This is a genomic window from Mycobacterium sp. NPDC003449 (assembly GCF_053588415.1).
Genome location: NZ_JBSFPX010000090.1, coordinates 1 through 14,554, shown reverse-complemented (window position 1 = coordinate 14,554; position 14,554 = coordinate 1). Strand labels below are relative to the sequence as shown.

At 69.7% G+C, this 14,554-nt stretch carries 15 protein-coding genes; 3 read left to right on the top strand and 12 right to left on the bottom strand.

What is annotated here, in order from left to right; genetic code table 11:
* From ACWDTP_RS21700 to ACWDTP_RS21690, 3 genes are read right to left on the bottom strand one after another with little or no spacing between them, the layout of a single operon-like run.
* On the bottom strand, window positions 1-1,401 hold the full coding sequence (locus ACWDTP_RS21700; protein WP_450023513.1) for a class II 3-deoxy-7-phosphoheptulonate synthase: 1,401 nt from the start codon (window positions 1,399-1,401) through the stop codon (window positions 1-3).
* A 34-nt stretch (window positions 1,402-1,435) separates the two neighbouring features.
* Window positions 1,436-1,978, bottom strand: coding sequence for a polyadenylate-specific 3'-exoribonuclease AS (locus tag ACWDTP_RS21695; RefSeq protein ID WP_450023511.1), 543 nt, complete (start codon window positions 1,976-1,978; stop codon window positions 1,436-1,438).
* Window positions 1,978-2,835, bottom strand: coding sequence for a hypothetical protein (locus ACWDTP_RS21690; protein WP_450023509.1), 858 nt, complete (start codon window positions 2,833-2,835; stop codon window positions 1,978-1,980). Before ACWDTP_RS21690 ends, ACWDTP_RS21695 begins: the two co-directional genes overlap by 1 nt.
* 83 nt (window positions 2,836-2,918) lie before the next feature.
* Here ACWDTP_RS21690 and ACWDTP_RS21685 point away from each other — a divergent pair, with 83 nt between their 5' ends.
* A complete protein-coding gene (locus tag ACWDTP_RS21685) occupies window positions 2,919-4,211 on the top strand; it encodes a glycosyltransferase 87 family protein (protein ID WP_450023507.1) in 1,293 nt (430 codons plus the stop codon).
* 8 nt (window positions 4,212-4,219) lie between these two features.
* Here the strand turns inward: ACWDTP_RS21685 and ACWDTP_RS21680 are convergent, their stop codons facing one another.
* From ACWDTP_RS21680 to ACWDTP_RS21660, 5 genes are all read right to left on the bottom strand, one after another.
* Window positions 4,220-4,951: a lysophospholipid acyltransferase family protein gene (locus ACWDTP_RS21680; protein WP_450023505.1), complete on the bottom strand. Its 732-nt coding sequence runs from the start codon at window positions 4,949-4,951 to the stop codon at window positions 4,220-4,222.
* Between the two features lie 96 nt (window positions 4,952-5,047).
* On the bottom strand, window positions 5,048-5,428 hold the full coding sequence (locus ACWDTP_RS21675; protein WP_450023503.1) for a hypothetical protein: 381 nt from the start codon (window positions 5,426-5,428) through the stop codon (window positions 5,048-5,050).
* Window positions 5,425-6,711: an ArsA family ATPase gene (locus ACWDTP_RS21670; protein WP_450023501.1), complete on the bottom strand. Its 1,287-nt coding sequence runs from the start codon at window positions 6,709-6,711 to the stop codon at window positions 5,425-5,427. The genes ACWDTP_RS21675 and ACWDTP_RS21670 overlap by 4 nt, the downstream gene beginning before the upstream one ends.
* The gene (locus ACWDTP_RS21665; RefSeq protein ID WP_450023499.1) at window positions 6,708-7,145 is read right to left on the bottom strand and encodes an SRPBCC family protein; all 438 of its coding nucleotides are present in this window, start codon (window positions 7,143-7,145) and stop codon (window positions 6,708-6,710) included. Before ACWDTP_RS21665 ends, ACWDTP_RS21670 begins: the two co-directional genes overlap by 4 nt.
* A gap of 106 nt (window positions 7,146-7,251) precedes the next feature.
* Entirely contained in the window at window positions 7,252-7,641 is a 390-nt protein-coding gene (locus tag ACWDTP_RS21660; protein ID WP_450023497.1) for a polyketide cyclase / dehydrase and lipid transport, read from the bottom strand.
* A gap of 91 nt (window positions 7,642-7,732) precedes the next feature.
* Between ACWDTP_RS21660 and ACWDTP_RS21655 the strand changes: the two genes are divergently transcribed.
* Entirely contained in the window at window positions 7,733-9,526 is a 1,794-nt protein-coding gene (locus tag ACWDTP_RS21655; protein ID WP_450023495.1) for an AMP-dependent synthetase/ligase, read from the top strand.
* 1 nt (window position 9,527) lies between these two features.
* On the opposite strand, the gene pimB is transcribed toward ACWDTP_RS21655, so the two are convergent.
* The 4 genes from pimB to ACWDTP_RS21635 all read right to left on the bottom strand — a co-directional run bounded on the left by pimB (window position 9,528) and on the right by ACWDTP_RS21635 (window position 13,121).
* Complete coding sequence (gene pimB / locus ACWDTP_RS21650) at window positions 9,528-10,673, bottom strand: GDP-mannose-dependent alpha-(1-6)-phosphatidylinositol monomannoside mannosyltransferase (RefSeq protein ID WP_450023493.1); 1,146 nt, start codon at window positions 10,671-10,673, stop codon at window positions 9,528-9,530.
* Between the two features lie 30 nt (window positions 10,674-10,703).
* A complete protein-coding gene (locus tag ACWDTP_RS21645) occupies window positions 10,704-11,579 on the bottom strand; it encodes a peptidase (RefSeq protein ID WP_450023491.1) in 876 nt (291 codons plus the stop codon).
* Complete coding sequence (ripC, locus tag ACWDTP_RS21640) at window positions 11,548-12,696, bottom strand: peptidoglycan hydrolase RipC (RefSeq protein ID WP_450023489.1); 1,149 nt, start codon at window positions 12,694-12,696, stop codon at window positions 11,548-11,550. The genes ACWDTP_RS21645 and ripC overlap by 32 nt, the downstream gene beginning before the upstream one ends.
* A 152-nt stretch (window positions 12,697-12,848) precedes the next feature.
* Window positions 12,849-13,121 (bottom strand): hypothetical protein, encoded by a 273-nt coding sequence (locus tag ACWDTP_RS21635; protein WP_450023539.1) that lies wholly within the window; start codon window positions 13,119-13,121, stop codon window positions 12,849-12,851.
* A gap of 188 nt (window positions 13,122-13,309) precedes the next feature.
* Between ACWDTP_RS21635 and ACWDTP_RS21630 the strand changes: the two genes are divergently transcribed.
* The coding region (locus ACWDTP_RS21630; RefSeq protein WP_450023487.1) for a DEDD exonuclease domain-containing protein at window positions 13,310-14,554 on the top strand (1,245 nt) is incomplete at its 3' end.

Sequence of the window (14,554 nt, the reverse complement as noted above, 5' to 3'; positions counted from 1 at the left end):
TCAGTCGCGCAGCATCTCGGCGACCAGGAAGGCCAACTCCAGGCTCTGCTGGGTGTTCAGCCGTGGGTCGCAGGCCGTTTCGTAGCGGCCGGCCAGATCGGAATCCGAGATGTCCTGTGCCCCACCGAGGCATTCGGTGACGTTCTCACCGGTGATCTCGACGTGGATCCCGCCCGGGTGGGTGCCCAGCGAGTTGTGCACCTCGAAGAAGCCCTGAACCTCGTCGACGATGCGGTCGAAGTGCCTGGTCTTGTAACCGGTCGACGACTCGTGGGTGTTGCCGTGCATCGGGTCGCACTGCCAGATCACCTGATGCCCGGTGGCCTGGACCTTCTCGATGATCGGCGGCAGCAGATCGCGGACCTTGTTGTTACCCATCCGGGTGACCAGGGTCAGCCGGCCCGGCTCGTTGTGCGGATCGAGCCGTTCGACGTACTCGACGGCCAGTTCCGGCGTCGTGGTCGGTCCGAGCTTCACCCCGATCGGATTGGCGATCACCTCGGCGAACGCGATGTGCGCACCGTCGAGTTGGCGGGTGCGCTCGCCGATCCACAGATAGTGCGCCGACTGGTCGTAGAGCTTGGGCACCTCGCCGTCGGGGTCGGTGGCCGGGTCGGACAGCCGCAGCATGGCCCGCTCGTAGTCGAGCACCAACGCTTCGTGGCTGGCGAAGATCTCGGCGGTCTGCAGGTTGCGGTCGGCCACCCCGCACGCCGACATGAACCGCAGCCCGCGGTCGATCTCGCCGGCCAGCGCCTCGTAGCGGGCACCCGCGGGCGAGGTCCGGACGAACTCGCGGTTCCACTCGTGCACCAGGTGCAGCGAGGCCAGACCCGATGTGGTCAGCGCCCGCACCAGGTTCATCGCGGCGCTCGCGTTGGCATAGGCCCGGACCAGCCGGGACGGATCGTGCGCCCGCGCCGCGGCGTCGGGGGCGAAACCGTTGATCATGTCGCCGCGGTAGGACCTCAGGCCCAGCGCGTCCAGATCCGCCGAACGCGGCTTGGCGTACTGCCCGGCGATCCTCGCCACCTTGACCACCGGCAGGCTCGCGCCGTAGGTCAGCACCACCGCCATCTGCAGCAGCGTGCGGATATTGGCCCGGATGTGGGGTTCGGTGTTGTCGACGAACGTCTCGGCACAGTCACCGCCCTGCAGCAGGAACGCCTTGCCCTGCGCCACATCGGCCAGCAGACCCTTGAGCTTCTCGATCTCGGACGGCACCGTCACCGGCGGCACGCTCTCCAGGACCGTGCGCATGGCCTTGGCGGCGTCGGCGTCCCAGCTGGGCTGCTGGGCGGCCGGTTTGGACAGCGCCGCGTCCAGGCGTAGGCGCAGTTCATCGGTCAGCGGCGGCAGCGTGGGCAGCTGGTCAATGGGGACATCCACGGTCCAGTTCACCCGTTCATGGTAACCGCCGGTGAACGCCGGTTTTTCAGGCCTGTGCGGCGTCCCCCGGCGGTGCGTCCCGCAGCGGTGACCCGGTCATCCACTGGAAGCGGTGCAGATTGTGCCTGGCATCGACGAGGGCGTCGTGCGAGTCGCGCGGGCGCGGTGGCATCCGCGGGGATCCGCGCTCCTCCCAGAACTGGCGCAGCTCGCGGGTGAACCGCGGCATCGCCGGCGGCAGATCGGTCATCGGGCCCCACAGCTGGCACAGCACCACATGGTCGTAGGCGCCCACCCAGGCCCACAGCTCGATCGGCTCTCCCCCGGAGGCCGACGATGCCCTCGTGCCGTCGATATCGAAGAAATCCTCCAGCTCCGAGCGGATCTGGCGGCGCGAACGCCACAGCCGCGACGACGGCGACGGCAGTTTCGGCAGCACGTTCTTGCGCACCCACCGGCCGGCCCGGTCCGGATTGAACTCCGTCGAGATCGCGTAGTACTCGCGGCCGTCCTCGGCCGCCACGCCGATCGAGATCAGGTCGATGGTGTGTCCGTCGTCGATGAACTCGGTGTCGTAGAAGTACCGCATCAGGCGCTCCGTCCGGCCGTCGGGGCCGGGGCGGCATGGATCTCGCGGTCGAGTTGCTGATCGACGGCGGCGTCGTCGGGGAACCTCGGCATCCCGGTGATGGCGTCCTGCAGCCACAGCTTGGCCTGCACGACGGGCCTGCGCAGCCATCGTTCCCGCTCCAGCGCCCGGTGCATCTTGCGGGGCCTGCTGGTGTAGCGCCAGCGCGCCCACGGCGCATGGGGTCGCGACAGCCGGATCGCGCCGACGAACAGCAGCGGAGTTATGAACATGCCCACCAATCCCGTCCACACCTTGCCCTTGAGCAGCACCACCACGGCCAGCAGCAGGGTCAGCACCGCGATCACGATCACCGTTGCCCGGACCGGCAGCGTGTGATCCTCACGCCAGATACCGATATCAAAGAATGACAGCGGGTTGAAACCCAGGATCAGCAGCCCGGCCACGGCCACCGCGGCGAACACCGCATCCACCGAGGTGCGTCCGTCCTCGGCCCAGTACACATCGGACAGGTGCAGGATCAGTGCGAACTCGTCGAGCACCAGTGCGGCCCCGATCCCGAAGAAGACCGCCGCCACGGTGAATTCGGCCACACCGCCGCTCACCGCGAGCGTCACCATGGTGACCCCGGAGATCATCACCAGCACCACGCCGATCACCACATGGTGAATATGCGTGCCGCCGTGGCCGAGGTTGCGCGGCTGCCACCATTTGGGCGGCTCATCGCCGTCGGCGTGGCTGCGGATGTAGCGCACCACGGTGCGGGTGACGAAGAACGTGAGGATGAACGCCACCAGGCAACACAGCAACGGCAGCCGATCACGAGAGAGGAAATCGAGCTGGACGGTCGCGTGCACGATGAGAAAACTTACGCCGACCTGCGCGCGTCGGGGCCGTGGTTGCGGTCGCTGACGGTTGCCACCGATATTCTGTTCCCGACATGAGAAAGCGGCGGTGGCCCGGCGGGGCTGGTTGGGTACCAACCATCGCGTGGCGGGTTTTCCAACTGCTGACATTGGCGGCCCTGGTCTGGGTGGGTTGGCGGTTGCTCGGCCGGGTGCCCTATCGCATCGACATCGACGTCTACCGGATGGGCGGTCAGGCCTGGCTGGACGGGCGGCCGCTGTACGCCGACGGCGCCATCTTCCACACCAAAGGCGGCCTGGACCTGCCGTTCACCTATCCCCCGCTGGCCGCCATCGTGTTCGCCCCGTTCGCCCTGGTGTCGCTGCCCGTGGCGAGCAGTGCGATCACCGTGACCACGCTGGTGCTGCTCATCGTGTCCACCGTCATCGTGCTCACCCGGCTCGATGTCTGGCCGCACACCACCGTCACCTCCGAACCGGCCTGGCTGCGCCGCTGCTGGCTGGCCGCGGCCGTGGTGGCGCCCGCGGTGATCTATCTGGAGCCGATCCGGTCCAACTTCGAGTTCGGCCAGATCAACGTGGTGCTGATGACCCTGGTGATCGCCGACTGCGTACCGCGCCACACCCCGTGGCCCCGCGGCATGCTGCTGGGCCTGGCGATCGCGCTCAAACTCACCCCCGCGGTGTTCCTGCTGTACTTTCTGCTGCGCCGGGACGTGCATTCACTGCTGCGCACCGCGGCCGCGGCGGTGGTGGCGACCCTGGCGGGCTTCGTGCTGGCGTTCAGGGACTCGATGGAGTACTGGACCGAGACCGTGCGCAACACCGACCGGATCGGGACCGCGACGCTCAACACCAACCAGAACATCGCGGGTGCGCTGGCCCGGCTCGGCATCGGCGAGGGACCGCGGTTCGTCCTGTGGGTGGTGGCCTGTTTCGTGGTGCTGGCCCTGACCGTGTGGGCGGCCCGCCGGGCGCTGCGCGGCGCCACCGATGCCTCCGGTGACGAGTCGGTGGTGATCGCACTGATCTGCGTGGCGATGTTCGGCCTGGTGGTCTCGCCGGTGTCGTGGTCACACCACTGGGTGTGGACGCTGCCGACGCTGCTGGTGACCGCCGTCCTGGCCTACCGTCGGCGCGCCCCGCTGCCCGCCGTGCTGACCGCGGCCGGTCTCGCGCTGATGATCTGGACCCCCATCACGCTGATGCCCGAGCACCGCGAGACCACGGCGTCGCTGTGGCGCCAGTTGGCCGGCGGGTCCTACGTGTGGTGGGCGCTCGCGGTGATCGTCATGGCAGGCACGGCGTCGACGGCGCGGACCCGCATCCGGGCCAGGGCCGCGGCCGACACCCTGGTCGTGAACTAGCGCTGCGGCTAGCCCGCGGCCGCCTCGGGCATCCGGGCCGCGGGCTTGGCCGCGGCGGCCGCCTTCTCGGCGTTCTCCTTGACGTCGGCGGCGTAGAGGTCGACGTACTCCTGTCCGGAAAGGCCCATCAACTCGTACATCACCTCGTCGATGACGGCGCGCTCGATGAACCGGTTGCCGGCCAGGCCCTCGAACCGGGTGAAATCCATCGGCTTGCCGAACTTGACCTCGACCCGGCCGAACCGCCACATCTTGCTGCCGGGCGGATTCACCGAGTCGGTTCCGATCATCGCGACCGGAATGACCGGCACACCGGTCTGCAGCGCCAGCCGGGCCAGCCCGGTCTTGCCCTTGTAGAGCCGGCCGTCCGGTGACCGGGTGCCCTCCGGGTACATCCCGAGCAACTTGCCCTCGCCGAGAATCCGCTCCGCCGTGGTCAGCGCGCTCTGGGCCGAATCGGCGTCGGTGCGGTCGATCGGCACCTGGCCGGCGACGGTGTAGAACCAGCGCTGGAACGCTCCCTTGATCCCGGTGCCGGTGAAGTACTCGGCCTTGGCCAGGAAGGTGATCCGGCGGCTGACCACCAGCGGCTTGTAGAAGCTGTCCGCGACGGCCAGGTGGTTACTGGCCAGGATCGCCGGGCCGGTTGACGGAATATGCTCCAGCCCACTGACTTTCGGCCGCCCAAGCATGGACAGCACGGGTCCCATAAAGATGAACTTGAAAAGCCAGTACCACATGGACCCTCCACCTTGCGCACACCGGACGATGCTCTGGCACAAACTGTACCCAGGCGGTGTCACGGCGACCACAGCAACGCCGGCCGACGGCCGCGCTCACTCCTCGACGGTCACGGGGATGTGCTGGTAACGGCCGGGGCCCGGCGGCGGCGAATCATCCGGCGGCGGGGAGCCCGGGCCGTCGTCGGGGCCCTGCGGGGCGCCCGCCCCTTCGGCATCGTCCAGCACGGCACGGATCACCGTCAGCAGCGCGGTGCTGTGCTCGGCGATCACGTCCAGCAATGGGTGCTGTTCACCGTTGACCACGGCGGCCAGTGCGCACACCGGGCACCACACCTGCTGGCATTTTCCCGGACCCGACGCCGCACCCGCGGCGGCCCTCGCGGCCGCCATCCGTACCGCGGGATCGAGACGGTCGAGGATGCTCTGGGCCAGCGCCCTCAGCTCGGGACCCAGATCGGAATGCGACCCACTCATGCCGGCCACACCTCCGGGTTCGGTCGAAATCGGACCGTCAATTCACTACCCCGCAACTGTGCGTCGGTGACGATGCAGCGCCGCAGCACGGACGCCAACCGCACCCGACGCCGCATCCCCCCGACACCGATGATCAGCTCGTCCTCGACCCGGCCCAGTGTCAGACCGGCCGGATCGACCTGCGGCAACTCTAACCGGAGCCGGTAGACCGCATCCAGGCCAGACCCCGATTCGCGGTCGACGACGGGGCGCAACGGGCCCGGCGGGGGTGATCCGTCGCGTCTGCGGGCCTGCTCGAGCAGCTCGCCGAGCGCCTTGGGACCGATCGGCTCACCGGCCAGGTGGGGCACCAGCACCAGCCCGATGTCGCCGATCGCGGCGTCGAGCTCATCGAGCACGGCCCGCTGCTCGGATATCCGCTCGGTGTACCAGTCGAATGCGGGGTGCGCGGGCAAGTTGCTGTATTCGAACGAATCGTCCTGCACCAGAATCTGATTGACCATCAGCTCGGTCACCGAGACGCCCATCAGCGCCAACGATCCCAGCGTCCTGGCCGCCTCGGCCGCCACCACCCGCTCGGCGGTCAACACCAGGTGCGCGCCGACCCGCGACCCGTCGGTGAGCAGCGAGCCCAGTCCGCGGATCCCGGCGTCGATCTGCTCGAGCAGCGCCACGATCGCGGTGTCCGCGGCGTCGGCGCCGCGACCGCCCGAGAGTCTGCGGTGCCGCGGCCAGGCCCGCTCCAGGTAGAGGCCGAAGGTGTCGGGCAGGGTGAGCATGCGCAGGGCGTCGGCGGTGGACGCGCAGTCCACCACGACGTGATCCCACCGCCCACAGTCGGCCAGCCGGCCGACCTCATGCAGGCCGAGCACCTCCTGGATGCCGGGCAGGGCCGAAAGTTCTTCCGGGGCAACGTCACCCAGATCAGACTCGGGAAAACGCGCCGAGAGCGTCGCGGCCACCGCGGCCCACCGCGATCCGAGCACCGCGAGCGTGTCCAGGGCGAGCGCGTCGAGGAAGCCGCCCGTCTCGGCCGAGTCGATCTCCAGATCGGTGAACACCCGGGTCGGCGTTGGCTCACCGGTCGGCGGCAGCTGCAAGCCAAGCACGTCACCCGTCGAATGCGCCTGATCGGTCGACACGATGAGCACCCGCAGACCCGACCGCGCGTCGCGCACCGCGGTCGCCGTCGCCAATGTCGACTTGCCTACCCCGCCCTTGCCGACGAACAAGCTGATCCGGCTGGGTGGCGGGTGCTCACCGGGCGGGTGGCGGGCGCTCACTCAGCCTCTACTCGTTTCTTGAGATCCTTCAGCGCCGTGTCGGTGAGCCGGCGTTCGGCCTTGCGCTTCAACAGCCCGATCATCGGGATGATCAGATCGACCGACAGCTCATAGGTGACGTCGGTGCCGGATCCCTTGGGCGTCAGGCGATATGCGCCCTCCAGCGCCCGCAGAAGCGAACTCGACACCAGCGACCACGTCACCGATCTGTGGTCGGGCGGCCACGCGTAGGCCAGCACCATGGTGTCCTTGAGCACCGCGGCGTCCAGCACCAGCCGTGCCGTCTTCGGATAGCCCTCTTCGTCGAGATCGAGGACCTCGGTCTCCTGGTATTCGGCGACCCACTCCGGATACGAACCGATGTCGGCGATGACGTCCATCACCGTCGCCGGATCGGCATCGATGTGGATGGTCTGCGCAGTCTTGTCCGCCACCTGCACGCCCTTCTCCCCCGCCGCGCGGAGGTCTGGGACCCCTCCAAGGGCCTTTTCCTGAGAATCTACCCTTCCCGACGGGTCGGGACCCCCCTGAACGCCAGGGTCAGACCGACCGGGAAACCCCGACCGGGCGCGACGCCTCCAGCCGTTGTTTGATCTCGAAGGCCATCGTCTTACCCGCCACCCGCCTGCGGTGATTCATCTTGGCCAGGTCCATCTTGGCCAGCTGCCAGGCCGCCGCCCCCGCCGGTTCGGCATGCAGGAAGTAGTGCAGGATCACGCCGTCCAGCTTCTCCTCCAGCCAGACCTCCATGGTCCCGGTCAGGGCACCCGTCACGGTCCACCGCTGGCCCTTGGCGCCGCGGTCCTCGACGACGGCGAGGCGAAGGTCGGGCCACCACCGTTGCCAGCCTGCGGGATCGGCGACCGCCCTGCCCACCGCGTCCGGATCGGCGGCCACGAAGGTTTCGTCGGCGATCTGAATACTGTTCATCGCCGACCAGCATCACACATGCACACTCACCGCCGGACCGGGGCCGACTAGGCTGACCGCCAGAGTCGCTACCAGCCTGGAGGATCGGACCGTGCGTGAGTACAGCGTTCCCGCGTCATTCACCGTCGGCGAGCACGACAACCTGGTCGGCTCCGTCTACGCGCATGCCGCCGACGATCCCGACCACGTGATCTTCCGCCGTCTCGTCGACGGTTCCTGGACCGACGTGACCAGCGCCGAGGCGGCGGGTCAAGTCCGGTCGGCGGCATTGGGTTTGATCGCCGAGGGCGTCCAGCCCGGCGACCGGGTGGCGATCCTGTCGGCCACCCGGTACGAATGGCCGATCCTCGACTTCGCGATCCTGTCGGTCGGCGCGGTGACCGTGCCGATCTATGAGACCTCGTCGGCCGAACAGGTGCGGTTCGTGCTGGAGAACTCCGCGGCGGTGGCCGTGTTCGCCGAGACCGATGCGCACGCCGACACCATCGAGCAACTCGGCGGCGGTCTGCCCGCGCTGCGCAAGGTGCTGCGCATCGACGGCGCCGAGACCCCGGCCCTGGATGCGCTGGCCGCTGCGGGCGGTTCGGTCGACCCCGGCGAGTTGGACAGCCGCCTGGCCGGCATCCGGTCGGCGGATCCGGCCACGCTGATCTACACCTCGGGCACCACCGGGCAACCCAAGGGATGCCAGCTGACCCATTCGAATCTGCTGTTCGAGACCCGCGGGGCCACCGAATGTTTCCCCGACCACCTGACCAAGGGCGAGCGGATGCTGGTGTTCCTGCCGCTGGCCCATGTGCTGGCCCGGGCGATCACCCTGGCGGCCTTCACCAACAAGGTGACCCTCGGGTTCACCAGTGACATCAAGAATCTGGTTCCGATCTTCGGGGTGTTCAAACCGACCCTGGTGGTCTCGGTGCCCCGGGTGTTCGAGAAGGTGTACAACACCGCCGAGCAGAACGCCCGCAATGACGGCAAGGGCCGGATCTTCCAGATCGCCGCCGACACCGCGATCGCCTACAGCCAGGCGCAGGACCGTAACGGGCCGTCGGTTCTGCTCAAGCTCAAGCACGCGGTGTTCGACCGGCTGGTCTACGGCAAGCTGCGGGCCGCGCTCGGCGGCGAATGCCGCGCCGCCATCTCCGGCGGGGCGCCGCTGGGCGCGCGGCTCGGACACTTCTACCGTGGGGCGGGGCTGTCCATCTACGAGGGCTACGGGCTGACCGAGACCAGCGCCGCGATCACGGTCAACCGGGTCGGCGAGCTCAAGGTCGGCTCGGTCGGAAAGCTGGTGCCAGGAAACAGCATGCGCATCGCCGACGACGGCGAGCTGCTGGTCAAGGGCGGCGTGGTGTTCAGCGGCTACTGGAACAACGAGGAGGAGACCAACGCGGTCTTCACCGACGGCTGGTTCCACACCGGCGATCTCGGGGCCGTCGACGACGGCTTCCTGACCATCGTCGGGCGCAAGAAGGAGATCATCGTCACCGCGGGCGGCAAGAACGTCGCCCCCGCGCTGCTCGAGGACCGGCTGCGGGCCCACCCGCTGATCAGCCAGGCCATGTGCGTGGGCGACAAGCAACCGTTCATCGCCGCGCTGATCACGATCGACCCGGAGGCGTTCGGTCCGTGGAAGTCGCGGACCGGCAAGGACCCGAACGCCTCGGTGGGCGATCTGGCCGACGATCCCGACCTCACCGCCGAGATCGACCTGGCCGTCAAGGACGCCAATCAGGCGGTGTCGCATGCCGAGTCGATCCGCAAGTTCCGGGTTCTGCCGGTCGATTTCACCGAGGACACCGGCGAGCTCACCCCGACGATGAAGGTCAAGCGCAAGGTGGTGTCGGAGAAGTTCGCCACCGATATCGCCGCGCTCTACGGCTGACCTACCGGCCGCTCAACAGCTCGGCCAGGCGGGCTCCTTTCGCCCGCCACTGCCAGTTGTCGGTCACCCAGTGCCTGCCCGCAACCCCCATGGCGGCCGCGCGGCCCGGGTCGGCCAGCAGATCGGATACGGCCGACGCGACGGCCGCGACATCGGTACCGTCGACGATCGTTCCGGTCTCACCGTCGAGCACCGTTTCCGGCGCGCCGCCCGAGGTGCCCGCCACCACCGGCACCCCGCAGGCCGAGGCCTCCAGGTACACGATGCCGAGGCCCTCGACGTCCAGTCCGGCGCCCCTGGTCCGGCACGGCATGGCGAACACGTCGGCCATCGCATGGTGGGCCGGTAGTTCGGCGGCGGGCACCGCGCCGGTGAAGACCACGTCCCCGGCCACCCCGCCGCGCTCGGCCAGGCTCTGCAGGGTCTGGCGGTAGGGTCCGCCGCCGACGATGACGAGCGCGGCGCCCGGGACCCGGCGCCGGATCGCGGGCAGGGCCCGGATCAGCATGTCCTGGCCCTTACGCGGCACCAGCCGGGAAAGGCACACCACCACGGGCCGGCCCGCCAGCCGGTAGCGGTCGCGCAGTCGTTCCCGGGCCGCCGGATCGGGCGCGAACCGCTCGATGTCGACGCCGGGCGGCAGATGCTCGAGCGCGGCATCGGGGCCGAACGCCGAGGCGAACCGGCCCCTGGTGTAGCGGCTGATGAAGGTGACGACGTCGGCGTCGGCGCCGATGCGGCGCAGGGCGCTGCACGCGACCGGCAGCATCGACCACCCCACCTCGTGGCCGTGGGTGCTGGCCACCACCCGGCGGGCACCGGCCCGGCGGGCCTGCGGCCCCAGCAGGGCCAGCGGCGCCGCGGCCCCGAACCACACCGTTTCGATCCGGTGCTGCTCGACGAGCCCGCGCATCCGCGCCACGACGGTCGGCTCGGGAAGCATCAGTGTGGTCGGGTGGCGCACCACCCGGTACCCGGCCCGCTCGGCCTGGTCGTCGTACTCGGGTGCACCCTTCCATTTCGGCGCGTACACCGTCAGCTCGTGCGAACCGGCGTGCATCAGCTCACCGACAAATGCCTCCAGATAGGACTGGATACCGCCCCGGCGCGGCGGAAAGTCATTGGTGACCAACAGAACCCGGGTCATCGCGCCATCCTTGTGTCCATCGGCGCCAGGCTATCCGGCCAGCCACCGCCGCCAGTCGGCGACCACCCTGTCCAGGTCCGAACCCAGCACGTCGCGCACCGCCCCCGCCACATCGGGATGGCCGGGCCCGCACGCCCGCAGATACAGCGCACGCAGGGTGCCGGCACCGTAACGGTCGGCCACGTACCGACTGAACCACCAGGCCCGGTCGTAGGCCAGCGACCGGACCTGCCCGGGCGTGTCGAGATCGGCGTCGGTGGGCAACCGGGCCGGCGGTGCGGACCGCTGCGGGCCGGGCCGGGCGGCGGGCCCCCGACCCACGTAGTCGGCCACTCCCTCGGTGAGCCAACGCGGGGCGTCGGCTGCGGTCGCCGATCTGGCCGCGTAATGGAACAGCTCGTGGCGCAACACGATTCGCAGGGCGGCCGGGCTCATCCGGACCGCACCGGGGGCGAACGTGATCCGCTCGGCGGTGGTGGTCGCGGCGATGTCACCGCCACCGCCGGCCAGCACCCGGAACTGGTCGTCGGAGGCGGCCGCCACGATGACGATGTCCCGCGGCCAGTCCGGTCCCCAGAATTCCGTGACGGCGGCAGCGGCGCCGGGCAGCTCGTCGCCCAGCCGGTCCAGCAGGGTCCGGTCGGGGCCCAGCGCGATGAGTTGGGCGGTGCGCCCGTCGGGCAGCGTGCGCCGGGTGACCGGATCGGCGGCCGTGCCGGAGGTTGGTGGTGCGGCGGCGGTCGTCGGGGCCGCACCGGGAACGGTGTCCGGGGCCGGACGGGGAGACTGGACGAGTACCGCCGCCCCGACGCCGAGTTCGGCCAGGAGGACGGCAGCCAGAATCAGCCGCCGGGAAACGCTCGCGGTGCCGGGCTCAGTACCGGCGGACGTTGTAGATCGGCGCATTGTGGACCGGGGCGACCCGTACCGGGGTGCCGTAGGTCGACGCGTGCACCATCATCCCGTCGCCGATGTAGATACCGACGTGGGAGGCATCCGAGTAGTAGGTCACCACGTCACCGGGCTGCATCTGATCCTCGGAGACCGACTGACCGCCGCGGGCCATGGCCTGGCTGGAGTGCGGGAGCGAGATGCCGGCGTGCTGGAACGACCACATCACCAGACCCGAGCAGTCGAAGGTGCTCGGACCGGACCCGCCCCAGGAATACGGCGAGCCGATCCGGCTCAGCGCGGCCTGGATCACGGTGCCCGAGGCGGCGCTGCCGCCGCCGCCCGGCAGCGCGGCCTCCGGCGGGGCGACGTCGCCCGGGGGGATGCCGCTGGGCGGGGCCGCGAGCACGCCGGGATCGTTGGCCGGTGGCAACGCACCCGGAGCCGGTGCAGGTGGGGCGGCCGGTGCCGGTGGGGCTGCCGCCATCGCGTCCCGCTGGGCCGGCGTCAGTGCCTGGTACTGCGATTTGACGACCGCGATCTGGACCTGCAGCCGGCTTTGCTTGGATTGCAGGTCTGCACGTACAGCAGCGGCCTGCTCCGCCGCGGTCTTGGCGTCGGCGGCGGATTTCGCCGAGGCCCGCTCGGCGGCCGCGGCCTTTTGACCCACCGAACGGAAGTTCTGCATCTGGGCCGACATCTCGGTGGCCATGACCCGCTGCACGGCGAGCTGCTCGATCAGCTGCTGCGGCGACCCGGCGGTCAGGATCGCGTCCATACCCGAGGTGCGACCGCCCATATATTGCGCTGCGGCAACCTTGTTCACCGACGTCTGGAAGGTTGCCAGCTGGGACTTGGCGGTATCGGACGCCGCCAGATCCTGGGTGTGCTGCTTCTCCGCACTCTCCTGGGCGGCCAGCTTCTTGTTCAGGTCCAGCTGCGCCGAGTGCATCGCCTCGGTGGTCTGCTCGGCCTGCCGCGACAACTCATTGAGCTTTGCCATGGCATCTTCGGCAGGATCGGCCTGCACACTGCCGGCCAGATAACCCGACATCAAAGTCAAGCCCGCGATTGCACCTGCAACGGGTCGCTTGACACGACTTGTGGGCCGGTGCGCGCGGTCGTGCCTCAAGTTTTTGTCCTCACAACTGGCGTTAAGCGAGCCGCCTCGAGCTGCTATTTGGTCTCGAATAGGTTACGAAACGGCATCGGGCTTGTCCAACAGGAGATGCAAATTTAACAGGCCGGCGGGCATATTTCCTATGCGCGGGGCGATGCGTGTCGTCAGGCCACCCCCGATGCCCCGCCCCGGTGAATCGGCACCAGCCGCAGCCGCGGCGCCAACCCCACGTCAGCGAGCACTTCGAGGGCCCGGCGCTCATCATCCAGCAATTTTTCGGGCACCCCGAGCAGCACGCTCACGACGCAGTCCGGACAACCGGGCCCGCGCACCGCGCAGTCGTCACAGTCGATGGTCACCGAGCCCGGGTCGGGACCCGGGTCCCGCTCGTGCCCGTCCGGACCGTGAAACTGCCGGCCCGGCCGGCCCTCTCGCATTCCGCTCATATCTGATCTGACCGTCCTCTCGATCGGTGTCAGGCGCACGGTATCGCCGGGCCCCGACAAGTAGCGCAGCGGATTGGAGCGACGGGCCCGACAAGTAGCGCAGCGGATTGGAGCGACGGCCCGACAAACCCGGGCGTGGCGGCCCAGGGCTGTCGGTGCCGCTGCCTACGGTCAGATCCATGGGCCGGCGCCGCACCCCCGACACCGAGCAGCTCGCGCTGGACATCGACACGCGAGGTCTGGAAGGGCCGGGATCGAACCCGATCTCGCTGGCCGACACCACATTCGTGGTGGTGGACCTCGAGACCACCGGCGGGCGGGCCAGGTCGGCGCCGGACGGCGACCACGACTCGATCACCGAGATCGGTGCGGTCAAGGTCCGGGGCGGCGAGGTGCTCGGCGAGCTGGCCACCCTGGTCGACCCGGGCCGCGCCATCCCGCCCCAGATCGTCGAGCTGACCGGGATCACCTCGGCCATGGTCCGCGACGCACCGCGGATCGAATCGGTGCTGCCCGCGTTTCTGGAGTTCGCCCACGGCGCGGTCCTGGTGGCGCACAACGCCGGATTCGACGTCGGCTTCCTGCGGGCGGCCGCGGAGCGGGCCCAGCTGCCGTGGCCGCGGCCCCCGGTGCTGTGCACGGTCCGGCTGGCCCGCCGGGTCCTCACCCGCGACGAGGCGCCCAGCGTCCGGTTGGCCGCGCTGGCGCGGCTGTTCGGCGCCTCGACCACGCCGACCCACCGGGCCCTCGACGATGCCAGGGCCACCGTCGACGTGCTGCACGGGCTCATCGCGCGGGTCGGCAACCAGGGCGTGCACACCTACGCCGACCTGAAGTCCTATCTCCCCGACACCACGCCGGCCCAGCGGCGCAACCGGTCGCTGGCCGACCGGCTGCCGAACCGGCCGGGGGTCTACCTGTTTCGCGGGCCGTCCGGCGAGGTGCTCTACGTGGGCACCGCGGTGGATCTGCGGCGCCGGGTGCGCCAGTACTTCACCGGGGCCGATCCCCGGACCCGGATGAAGGAGATGGCGTCGTTGGCGTGCGCGGTCGACCACGTCGAGTGCGCCAACGACCTGGAGGCGGGCGTGCGGGAGCTGCGGCTCCTGGCCGCCCACGCACCGCCGTACAACCGGCGTTCCAAGGCTCCGCGGCGGTGGTGGTGGGTCGCGCTCACCGATGAGGCGTTCCCGCGGTTCTCCGTCGTGCGAGATCCCCGGGGCCGCACCGCGCTCGGCCCGTTTTCGGCCCGGTCCGACGCCGCGCGGACCGCCGAGCTGCTGGCCCGGTTCACCGGTCTGCGGACCTGTGCGGCCCGGCTGGGGGCCGGCGCCGACGAGCTACCCGAACACGGTGCCGGTGTGGTGACCATGATGACGTTGCACACCGCCAAGGGGCTGGAGTTCCCCGCGGTGTTCGTCACC

Coding starts and splice junctions, on each gene's coding strand:
- ACWDTP_RS21695 (WP_450023511.1), bottom strand. CDS start 1,978: ATGCGGTACTTCTACGACACCGAGTTCATCGACGACGGACACACCATC.
- ACWDTP_RS21685 (WP_450023507.1), top strand. CDS start 2,919: ATGAGAAAGCGGCGGTGGCCCGGCGGGGCTGGTTGGGTACCAACCATC.
- ACWDTP_RS21680 (WP_450023505.1), bottom strand. CDS start 4,951: ATGTGGTACTGGCTTTTCAAGTTCATCTTTATGGGACCCGTGCTGTCC.
- ACWDTP_RS21675 (WP_450023503.1), bottom strand. CDS start 5,428: ATGAGTGGGTCGCATTCCGATCTGGGTCCCGAGCTGAGGGCGCTGGCC.
- ACWDTP_RS21660 (WP_450023497.1), bottom strand. CDS start 7,641: ATGAACAGTATTCAGATCGCCGACGAAACCTTCGTGGCCGCCGATCCG.
- pimB (WP_450023493.1), bottom strand. CDS start 10,673: ATGACCCGGGTTCTGTTGGTCACCAATGACTTTCCGCCGCGCCGGGGC.
- ACWDTP_RS21645 (WP_450023491.1), bottom strand. CDS start 11,579: ATGCGCCGATCTACAACGTCCGCCGGTACTGAGCCCGGCACCGCGAGC.
- ACWDTP_RS21635 (WP_450023539.1), bottom strand. CDS start 13,121: ATGCGAGAGGGCCGGCCGGGCCGGCAGTTTCACGGTCCGGACGGGCAC.